We start from the raw sequence: 14,992 nt of genomic DNA, 5'->3' as shown, positions 1-14,992 counted from the left end.
CCCACCCTCCCCCGCCCGGCACGGGGCCGGGCCCCGCCTGTCCGACGCTACTCGGGCGCGTCGGCTGGCCGCCGTTACATCGCCGGGTCCAACAGCCCCCTCAAGGCAGCAGCCCCTGCTGACGCGCCACCGCCGCAGCCTGGGTCCGGGTGGAGACCTCCAGCTTCCCGAGGATGTTGGATACGTGCACGCTCACCGTCTTCTGCGCGATGAACAGCCGCGCCGCGATCTCCCGGTTGGCCAGCCCTTCGGCCACCAGCGCCAGCACTTCCACTTCCCGAGCCGTCAGCCCGCCCGCGACTCCCCCGCCCACGAACCGGGCTCGTTTCCCGAGCTCCACCAGAGCGGCTTCCAGCGGTCTGGCCCCCAGGCCTGCGGCGGTGGCTCGGGCGGCGGTCCAGGCGGTCAGCGCCTCGGGTCGGTTCCCGGTGGCCAGGTGGGCTTCGGAGAGGCGCCATTGGGAGCGTGCCTGTTCGTAGGCGAAGCCGTACTCGAAGGCTGTGACGGCTGTCTGCCAGGTGGTGGGGTCGTGGCGGCCGCAGGCGCGGTGCCATTCGGCTTCGGCGCGCAGGCGCCAGGCACGGCCTTCGAGGCCCATGTCGCCGCGGGCGCCGGTGGGGCCGTTGGCGGCGGCGTACCGGGCGCGGGCGATCAGGGCGTCGGCTCCGGCGGGGGTGCCGAGGGCGGACAGGGCGGACAGGCCGACGGCGCAGATGCGGATGACGCCGGGGTCGCCGGGGGCGAGGATGGCGAGGACGGCTTCGACGTGTTCCAGGGCGGTGGCGGGGTCGCCGCGCCACAGGGCGTGTTCGGCGGCCAGGCCGCGCGAGATGTAGGCGGTGAAGTTGTCGGTCCAGAAGGGCCGCAGCCAGGCGAGCCGGTCTTCGACGGTCGGCAGTCCGCGGGCCACTTCGACGAACAGCGCGTACGCGGACAGGAGGGCTTCGGGGACGGTCCCGGCTCGGGCGCCGAACCCGCGGGCCATCTCCTGGGCCTGGTCCCACTCTCCTGACACGTAGTGGATGATGAAGCGCAGGAAGCGCAGGTCGGTGCCGTACGTGCTCCAGGCCAGGCCGGTTTCGAAGGCGAGTTTGACGCCTGCGGCGGCGGAGTCGGCGGCTGTGTCGAGGTCGCCGAGTTCGTACTGGATGCGGGCGCGGTTGAAGTGGGCGCGCAGGTCGGTGGCCAGGTCGCCGGAGCTCTGCTGCCAGGCGGTGGCGAACAGTTCTTCGGCGCGGGCGAAGTCGCCTTGGAGTTCGGCGGCGGAGGCGAGCGTGATCAGGGCGCTGACCTCGGCGTCGCGGGCGCCGCAGGCGCGGGCGAGTTGGAGGGCGCGGCGGGCGTGGCCTTCGAGCTCGGGGTGCCTGGAGCTCCACGACAGGCAGCGGGCGAGGGTGGCCAGCGCGCGGGCGAGCGCCGGGTCGTCGGCGGCCAGGCTCACGGCGGTGTCGGCCGCGGCGATGGCGGCGGGCTGCTGGTCGAGGTCGAGGAGGTAGTAGGCAAGGCGTTCGTGCACCTCGGACTGTGGCGCCTCGGTGCCGATCAGGGCGCGGAGCTGGGTGACGGCGCGGTGGTTGTCGCCGCTGGTGGCGGCCATGACGGCGCTGCGCAGGGCGAGTGCGACCCGGCTCTCGCCGGCCAGCCCGGCGGGGTCGTCGACCCGGTCCCAGAGGCCGAGTACCTGGTCGTAGTGGCTGTGGGCTTCGGCGGGGGCGCCGAGGCGTTCGGCGATGCGTCCGGCTTCGGCGGAGGCGGTGAGGGCTCCGGCGAGGTCGTGTCCGGCGAGGTGGTGGTGGGCCAGTTCGGCGGGTGAGGTGAGCCGCCGGGCGAAGGCGGCGTGCAGGCGGGTGCGTTCGCCGGGCAGCAGGTCGGTGTACACGGCCTCCTGGAGGAGGGCGTGGCGGAAGGCGTAGCCGTACCCGTCGGGGAGCAGCAGGCCGCGCGAGACGATCTCCCGGACGGCGTCCTCGAAGTCGCCGACGGGCAGCCCGGTGACCTCGCGCAGCAGGTCGTCGGCGACGCGGCGGCCCGCCACCGCGGCGGCGCGCAGCACGCCCTGCCCGGCTTCGCACAGCAGCTCGACGCGGGACATCAGCAGTCCGGCCAGGCCGTCGGGCAGCGCCTCGCCTTCGCTGGCGGCGGCGAACAGCTCCTCGGCGTAGAACGGGTTGCCTTCGGCGCGGTCGATGACCTCCCCCAGCGCCCGAGCCCCTATGTCACCCAACGTGGCGAGATAGTCGGACATGTCGGCGGGGTTGAGGGGGCGGAGTTCGAGGGGGGTGACCGTGGGGAGGCGCTTGAGTTCGGCGAGGACGGAGCGGAGGGGGTGGCGGCGGTGCAGGTCGTCGGTGCGGTAGGTGCCGACGAGGCAGACCTGCTCGTTCTGCGCCATGCGGCTGAGGAAGACCAGCAGGTCGCGGGTGGAGCGGTCGGCCCAGTGCAGGTCCTCGATCACGAACAGCACGGGCTGTACGTCGGCGAGCAGCCCGAGCAGCGACCCGAACAGCCGCTGCTGCGTCAGCCCCGCCGACCCCGCCTCGGCGCCCTCCCCTTCCAGCAGCCGCCCGAGGATGGGCCGCGCCTCGACCCCCGCGCGGATCATCGGCTCGGCGCCGCGCAGCGCGTCGCTCAGCGGCAGGTACGGCAGCGCGTCCCCCAGCTCGGCGCACTGCCCGAGCATGACGCGGAAGCCGCGCTCGCGAGCCTCGGCGACCACCTCGGCGACCAGCCGGGTCTTGCCGATCCCCGCGTCGCCGCCGATCAGCGCGACGCCCGCCAGGCCGGTCGCGGCGGATTCGAGCACGCGGACCAGTCCGCCCAGCTCAGCGGTTCGGCCAATCAGCACCCCGGTCACCACGCCACTATCCCACGCTATCGGGACATCCCTATTGGCCCAGGAAACCTTGACCCTATTGGCCTTACCGGACGGACCAAAGAGCCCTACGGTCAGGTGCCGTGATCTCCATGTCGACGCTCGTGCTGTTCATCGGCGCCTCGCTCGCGCTGGTCGTGATCCCAGGCCCGAACCACCTGTACATCACGGCGCGCGGCCTGGCCCAGGGCCGGGCCGCGGGGCTGGCCAGCGCGTTCGGGGTGGAGATGGGCACGCTGGTGCACATCGCCGCGGCCGCCGCCGGGCTGAGCTACCTCATCGCCAACTCCGCCGCGCTGTTCGGGGTGGTGAAGTGGGCGGGCGTCGCCTACCTGGTCTACCTGGGCATCCGTACGCTGACCAGCAAGGACGAGGTGGCCGGACGGACGCCCGAGCCACAGCCGCTGCGCTCGGTGTTCCTTGAGGGCGTGCTGGTGAACGTGCTCAACCCCAAGGTCATCCTGTTCTTCCTGGCGTTCCTGCCGCAGTTCGTGGACCCGTCGGCCGGCTCGCCCACGCTGCAGATCGTCGTCCTCGGCCTGACCACGCTGACGCTCGGGCTGCTGTCCGACATGCTCTACGCGTTCACCGCGGGCGCCTTCAGCGAGCGGCTGGCCCGCAAGGCCAAGACCATCAGGTACATCAGCGGCTTCGTCTACCTGGGCCTCGGCGTGCTCACGGCGTTCACCGGCAGGAAGGCCGCCTAGCATCTCTGCCATGGCACCGAGGAAGCAGCGCGAGATCTTCACCGCGACGCTGGACCTGCTGGCGGACCGGGGGTATGAGCGGCTGACGATCGAGGGGGTGGCCGAGCGGTCGGGGGTCAACAAGACGACCATCTACCGCTGGTGGCCGTCGAAGGCGGCGCTGCTCGGCGCGGCCCTGGTGGACGCCGACCTGCTCGCCTACGACGCGCCCGACACCGGCAGCCTGCGCGGCGACCTGACGGCCCTGGTGGAGAACGTGCGCCGACTGCTCACCAGGCCCCCGGCCAAGGACGTGGCGGTGGCCGCGCTCGGCGCGGCCGTGCACCACCCCGAGCTCGATGCGCGCCGCTTCTTCACCGACCGGCTCACCCGGGAGGGCCAGATCTTCGAGCGCGCGGTACGGCGAGGCGAGCTGGCGCCGGACGCCGACCCCATGCTGATCGTGGACCTGCTGGGCGGGGCGGTATGGATGCGGGCGGTGTTCCGGGGCTTCGACCTGGATGACGACTTCGCGGAGCGGGCGGTGTCGGCGGTGCTCGACGGGGTCTTCCCTCTAGCGCGATAGAGGCTGATAAATCAGGATTGGTCGCTGAGACACCCTCGTTCGGGGAGCCGCCTTGCCGATTCGCCTGCTTCTCGCCTCCCTCCTGCTGCTGGTCTCCGGCTGCGGTTCCGGTCCGGCCGAACCCCCGGCACCCAAGCAGGCGGTGGTGGTCAGCGAGAGCAGGCAGGGGCGGCTGGTCGAGCTGGAGATCGACTCGCCCGCGCTGGGCCGTACCGCGCAGGTCGAGGTGCTGCTGCCCGAGGGGTGGCGCCCCGGGGGCGTCTGGCCGGTCCTGTACCTGCTCGAAGGCTGCTGCGGCAGCGGCGGACCCGGCTGGGTCAGCGAGGGCGGCGCCGACGAGATCACCGAGGACGCCGGCGTCATCGTGGTGATCCCGGAGGGCGGCTACGCGGGCTTCTACTCCGACTGGCTCAACGGCCCGAAGTGGGAGACCTTCCATCTCACCGAGGTCAGGAAGCTGGTCGAGGGCAAGTACGGCGCGAGCGACCGCCGGGCGGTGGCGGGCCTGTCCATGGGCGGCTTCGGCGCGCTGTCCTACGCCGCCCGCCACCCGGGCATGTTCCAGGCGGCGGCCTCCTTCTCCGGCCTCGTCGACGTCAGCGACCAGGACGTGCGCCACATCGTCGGCCAGACCCCCGACGACCCGGCCGACCTGTGGGGCCCGGACAGCGCGCGCGTCGCCGAGCACAACCCGACGGCCCTGGTGGCCAGACTGAAGGACATCCCCGTCTACGTCTCGTGCGGCGACGGCACCCCCGGCCCGTTCGACGCGAGGGGCGCCGGGCGCGACGACGGCGAGCGCTTCATCCTGAACGAGAACCGCGCGTTCATCGCCGCCGCCCGCAAGGCGGGAGTGAAGGTGACCGCGAACCTGTACGGCCCGGGCAGGCACTCCTGGCCGTACTGGTCGAGAGAGCTGCGCGCCGCGCTGCCGATGCTGGTGAGGGCGATCAGCTGAGCGCGGTGGCGATCCGTTCGAGCACGGGATACGGAACCAGCCCGTAGGCGTAGAAGTCGACCGCCGTCGCCCCGGCCGCCCTGGCCCCGCGCACCTTCGCGACCAGCCGGTCGACCGTGTCGCTGTCCGGGTAGCCGGGTCTGAGCACCGCCCGCACCTCCCGCTCCTTGCCCACCGAGCGCAGGTAGGCGCCCACGTCGTCGGCCACCCGCGCGGCGTCGCGCGCGTAGGCGAGCACGGCGAAGGACGGCACCAGGTCGCCGAGCGCGACCAGGTCGACGCCGAGCTGCCAGGCGTCGTGCGCGGCCAGCCCCGGCGAGGGCAGGCCGTGCTTGTAGCCCTTGACCGAGCCGGTGTAGTCGAGGAAGACGAGCTGCGAGCCCTCGGCGGCGACCGCGGCCGAGACGTCGGAGACGAGCGAGGTGACGGTCTCGGAGCGGGCGCGGGCGTAGGCGACGACGTCGGGCCCGGCGTAGGCGGTCAGCGCGGCCCGGGTGACCTCGCCCTGCGCGGGCGGCTGGCCGTCGAACACGGCGCCGACGATCCTGACGCACTCCTCGCGCGCCACCTCGGCGTTGACGCCCAGGTCGGCGGCCCTGCGCATGCAGTAGTCGCAGAAGCACAGGGCCATCAGGTAGGCGTCCATGGGGCCGAGCGGGACGAACGAGCGCTCGGCCTTGAGCGGGCGGTAGTGCAGCGACTCGGCGACCACGCTGTTCACGCCGAGCCTGGCCACCGCCCTGGCCAGCGCCACGGCGTAGAGCCGTACGTCGGGATGGGCCGGGCAGAGGTCGGTCGGGTAGCCGCGGTCGCCGAAGCAGTTGCGCACGGTGACGTCGGGATGCTCGGCGCCGATGGTCTCGTTGCGCAGGAACACCGTCCACGCGTGCAGCTTCAGCGAGCGTTCGGCGCAGGCGGCGCGCAGCCCGTCGAAGACGTCGGTGTACCCCACCGGGGGCCGCAGCCGCAGGTCGGCGAACAGGTCCTCGGGCAGCGGGAAGTGCGCGCCGTCCTGGCGCAGGGTCAGCCTGGACAGACCGTGCGGGGTGACGTCCCTGGTGGCATGGTGCACCGCGCCGACCGTCACGCCCGTCACGCCGAGCCCGCGGACGCGGTCGAGCACCTTCTCCATGCCCTCGCCACGCAGGTCCTCGACGAAGACGTAAACGGAACTGTCCACAGGCCGACCTCCGGCGTCAGACGCTCTTGTGTGCGACGAAGTCGATCTCCACCAGGATGTCCAGCAGGTCCGAGCCCACGGTCGTGCGGACGGGGTACGGCTGGGTGAAGTATGACTGGTAGACCTCGTTGTAGGCGGCGAAGTCCCGCTTGACGTGCTGCAGGTGGACGGTCGACTTCACCACGTCGTCGAACCCCAGGCCGTGCGCGGCCAGGATCGCGCCGAGGTTCCGCATGACCTGGTGGGTCTGGGTGACGATGTCGTCGCCGACGACCTCGCCGGTCTGCGGGTCGAGGGGGCCCGCGCCGGAGGTGTAGACGAAGTCGCCGACCACCAGGCCCTGCGAGTAGGCGCCGACCGGGGCCGCGCCTTCGGTGGTCCTGAGCTCCTTCTTCATGGGATCTCCCTAGAAATGTGTGGTTATCGTGCCGACTACGGTGTAGTTCTCATCGACGGTGAGCAGGGTGCGCCACTTGTCGAAGGCCGTGCACGGGTGCGAGATGCCGAACGAGACCAGGTCTCCGACCCGCAGTCCGGAGGTGTCGCGGAGGATCGTGTGCTGGTCCTGCATGGCGACCACGGTCACGCCCTCGCGCCTGGGGATGGGCAGCCCCTCGTCGTACGGCGCGTCGCGCTTGCCCATCGCGACGATCGCCAGCCCGGGTTCGGGGGTGGACAGCACGTGCGCGAAGACCTCGAAGGCGGGACGCAGCGACCCGTCGATCCGGTTGAACGGGGTCCGCTCGCGGTAGTAGCCGTCGTCGTGCGAGACGTACGCTCCCGCCCGCAGCACGATCCTGGCCTGGGTGGCGACGAGCTCTCTGCCGATCACGTCGAACCACTGGCTGCCGCCCACGGACAGGATCGGGTTCCTAACCCTGAGGTGCTCCACGGCCTCCTGCAGCCGCCTGAGATACCCGACGACCTCCTCGGCCGACTTCAGCCCGCCCTCGTACCCGGCCACGCCCACGAGCTCCACGCCTGCGGCCTCCTGGGCGCGCCCGACGACCTCCAGCAACCCGCCGAGGGTACGGCTGCCGCCCCGCCCGCCCGCGTGCCCGAGTTCGGCCAGCACCTGGAAGGGGCGAGCCCCCGCGTGGGCGGCCAGCAGGTCCACGCCCGCGACGGAGTCGACGAAGCACAGGAACTCGAAGTCCGGGTCCCGCTCCAGCTCGGCGGCCAGCCAGCGCAGCCCCGCCGGGTCGGCGACCTGGTTGGCGACGAGGACGCGCGGCACGCCGAAACCGCGCAGCGTGATCGCCTGGCTCGGCGTCGCGGCGGTCAGCGCCCAGGCGCCCGCGTCGAGCTGCCGGGCGGCGATCTCCGGCGACAGGTGCGTCTTGGCGTGCGGCGCGAACAGCATGCCGTGGTCGCGGGTGAAGGCGGCCATGGTGGCGATGTTGTGCTCGATCGCGTCACGGTGCACGACCATCAGCGGGAAGCTGAACGGCCCGTCGAACAGCGAGCGGCCGAGCCAATCCTCACCAGGCAGGATCCCTTTCACAGCAATCGACCCTATCTACGCCCGGGAGCGCAGCGCACGCCCCGGAGTCGCCCCGGTGAGCCCGCCGCCCGACAGCACCTGTACCCCTGACACGAACACCTCGTCGACGCCCGTGGCCACCGTGCGCGGTTCGGCGTAGGTGGCGCGGTCGGCGACCGTACGCGGGTCGAAGACGATCACGTCGGCAGCCAGGCCGGGCCGTAGCAGCCCCCGGTCGGCCAGCCCGAACCGGCGCGCGGGGTGCGCGGCGAGGTGGCCGACGGCCTGTTCCCAGGTCCAGTCGCCCAGCTCGCGCACGTGCCTGCCGAGGAAGCGGGCGAAGGCGCCGAACCCGCGCGGGTGCGGGTGGCCGCCCACGTAGATGCCGTCGGAGCCGCCGGTGTGCACGGGGTGGCGCAGGATCCGCCGTACCGACTCCTCGCCTTCGGGGCCTTCGTCGGGCCTGGCCAGCACGCATCCGGCTTCCAGGCGGGTGTCGGCGAGCAGCCTGCGGCAGAACTCCGCGGGGGCCAGCCCCTTCAGCTCGGCCGCCTCGACCATGGTGAGTCCTTCGGCCCACTCCTCGCCTGGCGCGTGCGAGACGGTGATGCGCGGCCAGGAGCTCTCCAGCGTCGGCCACCAGTCGTCGAGGGCGCGCGAGGCCAGCATGTCGAGGGCGGCGTCGACCTCCGCCGCGGGCACCGAGCCGGGCAGCACGACCATCGCCAGGATCGTGCTGCCGCGCAGGTAGGGGTAGGTGTCGAAGGTGAGGTCGACGTCCCGCGCGATCAGGTCCTCGACCAGCGGCAGCAGCACGTCGGCCGGCCCGTGCAGGTGGGAGACGTGGACGGCCGCCCGGGATCGGTCGGCGATCTCCCTGACCTCGGCCATCCCGACCTCGGCGTTGGTCCCGTAGGCGCGCATGTGGGTGACGTACGGCAGGCCGCCGAGCGGCGCGCACAGGGCGGCCAGCTCGCCGGCCGAGGCGTGCCGTCCGGGCAGGTACTCCAGGCCACTGGACAGTCCGACGGCCCCTTCGGCCAGCCCGCGCTCGACGTGTCCGAGCATCCTGGCCAGTTCGTCCGGCGTGGCCGCGGCGGTGGAGGGGCCCATGACGTCGTAGCGGATCGTGCCGTGCGGCAGGAGGTAGGCGGTGTTCAGCGCGGTGGCCCCGTCGTAGCCGTCGAGCAGTTCGCCCACCGAGACCGCGCCGCGCAGGGCGGGGTGGGCGCCGTTGACGGCGGCGAAGTAGCGGGTGGCGTAGTCGACGGTGGCGGCCGAGCCGGGGGCGTAGGAGAGGCCGTCCTGACCGAGCACGAACGTGGTCACGCCCTGGCGGAGCGCGGCGAGCTGCACCTCCCGGTCGAAGACCAGGGCGTCGCCGTGCGCGTGGCAGTCGACGAACCCGGGGGCGACGAAGCGCCCCTCGGCGTCGATCTCCAGGCCCGCCTCGGCGCCGTCGAGCCGCCCGACGGCGGTGATCCGGTCGCCTGTCAGCCCGATGTCGGCCGGGAAGGCCGGAGCCCCCGTGCCGTCGAGCACCCGTCCGCCTCTGATGACCACGTCGAACGCCACCCCAGGATTCAATCACTATCCCGGAATGGCAGGTTCGTTGCCGGGTACCCATTTCGCCCGTTCTCGTCATGGGGTGCGGCCTTAACGCCCTAGCCTGTGACTTTGTTGGTGAAAGGGGATCTCTGTGCGTGTCAGCCGTACCATCGCCCTGTCCGTCGCCGTGCTGGTGATGGCCGGATGCGCCATGCGGGAGGCACCGAGGGAGGCCACGCGGGAGGTGCCGAGAGCCGACCGGGGGGTGCCGTTCGGGTCGCACGCTCTGCCGTACGCGGCGGGCTCGCTGCGGCCCTCCGGTGACCAGAAGGCGCTGGACGCGCAGGTGCGGGAGTACTACGGCCGGTGGAAGGCGGCGTTCGTCACCTCCGAGTGCGGCTCGCGGCAGGTGATCTCGCCCGACGCCGACCATCCCTACGTCGGCGAGGCGCAGGGGTACGGGCTGGTGATCGCCGCCACGATGGGCGACCGCGAGCTGTTCGACGACCTGCTCCGGTACGTCGAGGCGCACCCGTCGGTCAACAACCCCGACCTGCTGGCCGCCGAGCAGAACTCCTCGTGCAAGAGCGTCAACGGCTCCGACTCGGCGACCGACGGCGACCTCGACGTCGCGTACGGCCTGCTCATGGCGGCCAGGCAGTGGGGCGGCGACTACCGCGCCAAGGCGGAGCGGCGGATCGCGGCCATCAAGGCGGAGGAGGTGAACCCGGACACCAAGCTGCTCAAGCTCGGCGACTGGGCCACCGCCGAGGAGCCGCTGTCGAAGGTGTCGCGCACCTCCGACTGGATGATCGACCACTTCCGGGCGTTCGAGAAGGTCGACCCGTCGTGGGCGGCGATCCGGCAGGCGCACCAGAAGCTGATCGCGGACATCCCCGGCGAGACCGGCCTGCTGCCCGACTTCGTGAAGAACGGCAAGCCGGTCAAGGGCGAGGTGCTGGAGGACGCGCACGACGGCGACTACAACTGGAACGCGCTGCGCGACCCGTGGCGGATCGGCGCCGACGCGGTGACCAGCGGGGACCCGGCCTCGCTGGCGGCGGCCCGCAAGCTCAGCAGGTGGATCTCCACCACCACCGGCGGCGACCCCGCCAAGATCGCCGCCGGGTACCGGCTGGACGGCACCCCGCTGGAGGAGGGCCCCGAGCCCGCCTTCGTCGCCCCGTTCACCGTCGCCGCCCTCACCGACCCGTCCGGCCAGGCGTGGCTGGACGCGCTCTGGAAGACGGTGACGGCGACCAAGCTGAACAAGAAGGACTACTTCGCCGCCACCGTGACACTCCAGTCAATGATCACGGCGACCGGGAACCACTGGGTGCCCTAGTCCTGGTCGGGGATGGTCGCCCAGCGGTCGGCGACGCCGGGGCACGTCCCGGCCCGCACGATCGGGCGCTGAGCGAGCAGGGCCCTGGCCTCAACCCTGGCCAGGTTCCAGCCGTTCCAGGCGTCGCCGCCCGCCAGGCCGTTCGCGTCGACCACGTCCGCCAGGACGCAACTGCGCAGCGGCTCCGGCAGCCGGTCCAGCGCGGGCACCGCCTCGGCGCCCAGATCGCCCACGTAGTCCTGGTCCATGCGCTCCACGCCCCTGATCGCCACCTGCGTCTCGGCCACCCGCAAGTCGGGGTTCCACACCGCGAACACCACCAGGCCGACCCCGGTGACCAGCACCACGGCCCTCGGCAGCCAGCCCGAACCGCCGCCCCGCATCCGCACCGCGCCCGCGATCAGCACCAGGGCGAACACCGCGCCCAGCCACCAGATCGTCGCCCCCACCGAGGCGCGCAACCTTGAGAGCCCGTAGGCGCCGGTGTACAGCCCCAGCCGGTGCAGCGCCGAAGCCAGGATGACCAGCGTGAACGCGCACAGCACGCCCAGCAGGCAGGCCAGCAGCACCCGGTCGCTCTTGCCGGTCCGCACCACCCCGCTCGCCACACCCACGATCACCAGCACGAACACGCTCACCACGACCAGTTGGAAGAACCCCTGCCTGGCGTAGTCGGCATAGGTCAGCCCCGCCGTCCGCAGCACCTTGGCGTTGCCGCCGAACAGCGCGGTCACCTGGACGGCGACGAACGCGGCGAACAGCAGGTTCAGCGCGACCAGCGGCACCATCCAGATACTGCGGCTCACCGTGGTCTTGAACGACGGCGTGGCCGGGTCGTCGACCGGCCGCATCGCCACCAGCACCGCCGCGGCCATCATGACCGCGAACAGGGCGAAGATGAACACCCGGGTCGGCAGGGTTTCGGCCCAGTCGGGAGCGGTGAGCAGGCGGTCCACGAACGAGGCGAAGACCGCGTCGGCCGAGGCGAACAGCAGGCCGAAGACGACCAGCAGCACCACGGTGATCGCGGTGGCGACGAGGGTCGGCGTCACCTTGCGGTTGGCGCTCAGCGACTTCAGCGGCTGCCCCAGGAACCACGGCACCGGGAGCATCGCGATCAGCACCGACAGGCCGCCCCGGATCGCGCCCAGCCATCCGCCGCCCGCGCCCGACACGGCCAGCGCGCCCAGCACCCACCCCGCCAGCACCAGCGGGAAGACCAGCCAGTCCGCGTCCCGCAGCGCCACCATGGCCACCAGGGCGAGCCCCGTCAGCCCGAACGCCACCGTCCACGGCGTGAACCGCCTGCGCATCGCGGGCAGCACCGCGACCGCCATCACCACGGCGACCAGCGCGATCCCCAGCCCTGCCCGCGCGTACGGCAGCGCCACGGCGGCGAAGGCACCCACCCCCGCGACGGCGGCCAGCAGCCAGCGGGGGGCGTCGGGCAGGTCAGGCTTGGGGAAGAGCGGCGGCGGCACGTACGGCGGGGGCGGGGGGAAGGACGGGGAGGTGGGCGGTTTCGGGGGGTACGGGGGCGAGACGCTTCCCGCCGGGGTGTGGCCCTCGGGGGCGCCGCCCTGCTGGACCTCCCCCGGTGATGTGTCGCCTTGGGCGATATGGCCCGCCGCCGCGCCACCTTGGGCGACATGGCTCCCCGTGCCACCTTGGATGCCCTGGCCACCTTGGATGCCCTGGCCACCTTGGATGCCCTGGCCTGCTGGGATGCCGTGGCCTACTGGGACGGTGTGGCCTACTGGGCCTCCCTGGGAGGCACGGCTTGCTGCCATGTCGCGTTGCAGGGCTTCGGCCTGGCGCTGGCGGGTGAGCAGATCGTGGCGGGAGGAGCCCAAGGAGGCCCCCACCGCTCCGCCGCCCATCGTGGCCAGGAGCAAAGTGATCAGCGCCGCTATCCCGCCGATGTACAGCCCGACGAAGAAGGCGACGACGATCCCGCCGAGGAACCCGAGGCCCAGCCCCGCGAACCCCCACCCCAGAACCCTGCCCGCCCCCGAGACGGACAGGGGCGCGGAGTGCGGTGGCCCGACGAGTACAGGCACCGCGGGCACGGTCGCGGGCCCGGCCACGACTTCCCCAGCGGGGGCAAGCGTGGGTGCGAGCACAGCCGCTTGGGTGAGCTCAAGCTCGGTCCCGGACCCGGACCCGAGCGCGGGCGCGGGCGGGAGGGCGGACGCCGACGCGAGATCTCTCAGGCCGGCCTGGCCGGGGTGGTGAGCACCTACGTGATCGTCCCCGGGTGCCCGTGGGGCTGCGATGCCGAGCACCGGCGCGGGTGCGGCCCCTGGCACCAGCGCGGACTCCGGCACAGGTTCGGACTCGGGCGATGGCGCGGACTCGGCCTCAATCGCGGAGGGGGAACCAGCCGCGAGCGGGGAGTCCTGCGCGAGCATGGAATCAGCCGCGATCAGGGAACCCTGCGTGGGCGTGGACTCCGGTGCGAGCGGGGAATCCGGTGCGGTGCTGGACACGAGCACAGGCGTGGACTCCGGTTCTGGTGCGGTGGTGTCCTTCACGCGTGGAGTGGTGTCCTTCGCGCGCATGGTCGTGTCCGGGGCGAGGAGCACCGGTTCCAGTGCGGGCGGGTGTTCGGGCGGTGATTCCACCATCAGCCTCCGTGGCAGGTCGACGACCATGCGGCAGCCCGCGCCGCCGTCGATGTGGATGGACCCCTCGTGCAGCTCGATGATCTCTTTGACGATGGCCAGCCCCAGCCCCGAGCCCCCGGCGTCGGCCGCTCGGGCGGCGTCCAGCCGGGAGAAGCGTTCGAAGACCCTGGACCTGGCCGCTTCGGGAATCCCCGTCCCCTGGTCGGCGACGACCATCCTGATGCCCGTCCCCTCGGCGCTCGCGGTGAGGGTCACCACGCCGTCGCGCGGGCTGTGCCGTACCGCGTTGTCGAGGAGGTTGGCGAGCACCTGGGCGAGCATGTCGGGGTCGGCGCGGACGGCGAGGCCGGTGGGGGCCGACTGCGCGAAGCGCACGTCGTCGCGAGCCAGGGCGGCCTCGCGGACCACCTGGTCGAACAGCGGGCCGAGCGCGACCGCCTCGGGTTCGATGGGGCGGGCGCCGGAGTCGAGCCGGGACAGGTCGAGCAGTTGGGTGACCAGGCGGCTCAGGCGTTCGGTCTGGGCCAGGGCGGTGCCCAGCGTGCCGGGGTCGGGCGCGGACACGCCGTCGACGACGTTCTCCAGCACCGCGCGCAGGCCGGTGATCGGGGTACGCAGCTCATGGCTGACGTTGGCGATCAGCTCGCGGCGCTGCCGGTCGACCTCGCCGAGATCGGCGGCCATCGCGTTGAACGCCCTGGCCAGCTCGCCCACCTCGTCCCTGGAGGTGGACCGTACCCGCAGCTCGTAGCGGCCCTTGGCGACGACCTGGACGGCCGCGGCCATCTCGCGCAGCGGCTTGGTCATGCCGCGCGCCAGCACCTGCACCATGATCAGGGCGAGGGCCACGGCGACGGCGATGCGCACCTCGCGGGAGAGGCCGGAGTTGATGCCGACCTCGTTGACCACGAACGCGGTCGCCACCGCGAGCACGATGACGAGCCCCAGCTTAACCTTGATCCGGCCGAGGAAGTCGAGCGGTCTCATCGGCGTACCAGGGCGTAGCCGACGCCGTGGACGGTGCGCACGACGTCGGAGCCGAGCTTGCGGCGCAGCGCGCGTACGTGGCTGTCGACGGTCCTGGTGGCGGCGGCCTCGGAGAAGCCCCACACGTCCGACAGCAGTTGGTCGCGCTCGAAGACCTGGCCCGGCCGCTCGGCGAGGCGGCGCAGCAGGTCGAACTCGGTCCTGGTGAGCTGCGCCTCCAGGCCTCTGACGAACACCCGCCGGGCGGCCGTGTCGATCTCCACTTCGCCGACTCTGAGCACGGTGTCCTCGACGGCGAGCTGCGCGGCCCGCTCCACCCGGCGCAGCAGCGCGTGGATCCTGGCGACCAGCTCGCGCATGCTGAACGGCTTGGCCAGGTAGTCGTCGGCGCCCACGCCGAGCCCGACGAGCACGTCGGTCTCCTCACCGAGCGCGGTCAGCATCAGGACGGGCACCGGCCTGGCGGCCTGCATCCTGCGGCACACCTCCAGGCCGTCCAGTCCGGGCAGTAACCGGTCGAGGATCACCAGGTCTGGTTCCGCCCTGCCGTACGCCACCAGGGCCGCCTCGCCGTCGCCCGCCACCCGGACGTCGAACCCCTCAGCGGCCAGCCGGTTACGTACGGCCAGCGCGATCGTCTCGTCATCCTCGACCAGGAGGATGCGTCGCTGGTCTGCCACGTTCGCAGCCTAGAAGCGCGGCGTGCAGAGGGCACTGCCC

The 14,992-nt window shown here is 72.4% G+C and carries 11 protein-coding genes; 4 read left to right on the top strand and 7 right to left on the bottom strand.

Going from position 1 to position 14,992, the window contains the following annotated elements:
• Positions 1–100: 100 nt before the first annotated feature.
• Positions 101–2,845: an AAA family ATPase gene (locus ABZ911_RS02520; protein WP_358050832.1), complete on the bottom strand. Its 2,745-nt coding sequence runs from the start codon at positions 2,843–2,845 to the stop codon at positions 101–103.
• Positions 2,846–2,964: 119 nt separating this feature from the next.
• Here ABZ911_RS02520 and ABZ911_RS02515 point away from each other — a divergent pair, with 119 nt between their 5' ends.
• Genes ABZ911_RS02515 through ABZ911_RS02505 form a run of 3 tightly spaced genes read left to right on the top strand, consistent with a single transcriptional unit; the run spans position 2,965 to position 5,102 of the window.
• Positions 2,965–3,579: a LysE family translocator gene (locus ABZ911_RS02515; RefSeq protein WP_358051438.1), complete on the top strand. Its 615-nt coding sequence runs from the start codon at positions 2,965–2,967 to the stop codon at positions 3,577–3,579.
• Positions 3,580–3,589: 10 nt separating this feature from the next.
• Positions 3,590–4,144, top strand: a complete 555-nt coding sequence (locus ABZ911_RS02510; RefSeq protein WP_358050829.1) for a TetR/AcrR family transcriptional regulator — start codon at positions 3,590–3,592, stop codon at positions 4,142–4,144.
• Between the two features lie 52 nt (positions 4,145–4,196).
• The gene (locus ABZ911_RS02505) at positions 4,197–5,102 is read left to right on the top strand and encodes an alpha/beta hydrolase family protein (RefSeq protein ID WP_358050826.1); all 906 of its coding nucleotides are present in this window, start codon (positions 4,197–4,199) and stop codon (positions 5,100–5,102) included.
• Here ABZ911_RS02505 and ABZ911_RS02500 read toward each other — a convergent pair.
• The 4 genes from ABZ911_RS02500 to ABZ911_RS02485 are packed head-to-tail and all read right to left on the bottom strand — an operon-like array spanning position 5,095 to position 9,340.
• Complete coding sequence (locus ABZ911_RS02500; protein WP_358050823.1) at positions 5,095–6,282, bottom strand: hypothetical protein; 1,188 nt, start codon at positions 6,280–6,282, stop codon at positions 5,095–5,097. The genes ABZ911_RS02505 and ABZ911_RS02500 overlap by 8 nt on opposite strands.
• A 16-nt stretch (positions 6,283–6,298) precedes the next feature.
• Complete coding sequence (locus tag ABZ911_RS02495; RefSeq protein ID WP_358050819.1) at positions 6,299–6,679, bottom strand: Rid family detoxifying hydrolase; 381 nt, start codon at positions 6,677–6,679, stop codon at positions 6,299–6,301.
• Between the two features lie 9 nt (positions 6,680–6,688).
• Positions 6,689–7,786 carry an alanine racemase gene (locus ABZ911_RS02490; protein WP_358050815.1) on the bottom strand — a complete coding sequence of 366 codons (1,098 nt, stop codon included), beginning with the start codon at positions 7,784–7,786 and terminating at the stop codon, positions 6,689–6,691.
• Between the two features lie 15 nt (positions 7,787–7,801).
• Entirely contained in the window at positions 7,802–9,340 is a 1,539-nt protein-coding gene (locus ABZ911_RS02485) for an amidohydrolase family protein (protein WP_358050810.1), read from the bottom strand.
• A 124-nt stretch (positions 9,341–9,464) separates the two neighbouring features.
• Between ABZ911_RS02485 and ABZ911_RS02480 the strand changes: the two genes are divergently transcribed.
• On the top strand, positions 9,465–10,658 hold the full coding sequence (locus ABZ911_RS02480; RefSeq protein ID WP_358050808.1) for a glycosyl hydrolase family 8: 1,194 nt from the start codon (positions 9,465–9,467) through the stop codon (positions 10,656–10,658).
• On the opposite strand, the gene ABZ911_RS02475 is transcribed toward ABZ911_RS02480, so the two are convergent.
• Positions 10,655–14,272 carry a DUF4153 domain-containing protein gene (locus tag ABZ911_RS02475; protein ID WP_358050805.1) on the bottom strand — a complete coding sequence of 1,206 codons (3,618 nt, stop codon included), beginning with the start codon at positions 14,270–14,272 and terminating at the stop codon, positions 10,655–10,657. The genes ABZ911_RS02480 and ABZ911_RS02475 overlap by 4 nt on opposite strands.
• On the bottom strand, positions 14,269–14,952 hold the full coding sequence (locus ABZ911_RS02470; protein ID WP_358050802.1) for a response regulator transcription factor: 684 nt from the start codon (positions 14,950–14,952) through the stop codon (positions 14,269–14,271). Before ABZ911_RS02470 ends, ABZ911_RS02475 begins: the two co-directional genes overlap by 4 nt.
• Positions 14,953–14,992 lie beyond the last annotated feature (40 nt).

This window comes from Nonomuraea sp. NPDC046570, assembly GCF_040645915.1.
GTDB lineage: Bacteria > Actinomycetota > Actinomycetes > Streptosporangiales > Streptosporangiaceae > Nonomuraea.
The sequence above is the reverse complement of the archived record's forward strand: the minus strand, read 5'-3'. Positions and strand labels throughout refer to the sequence as shown.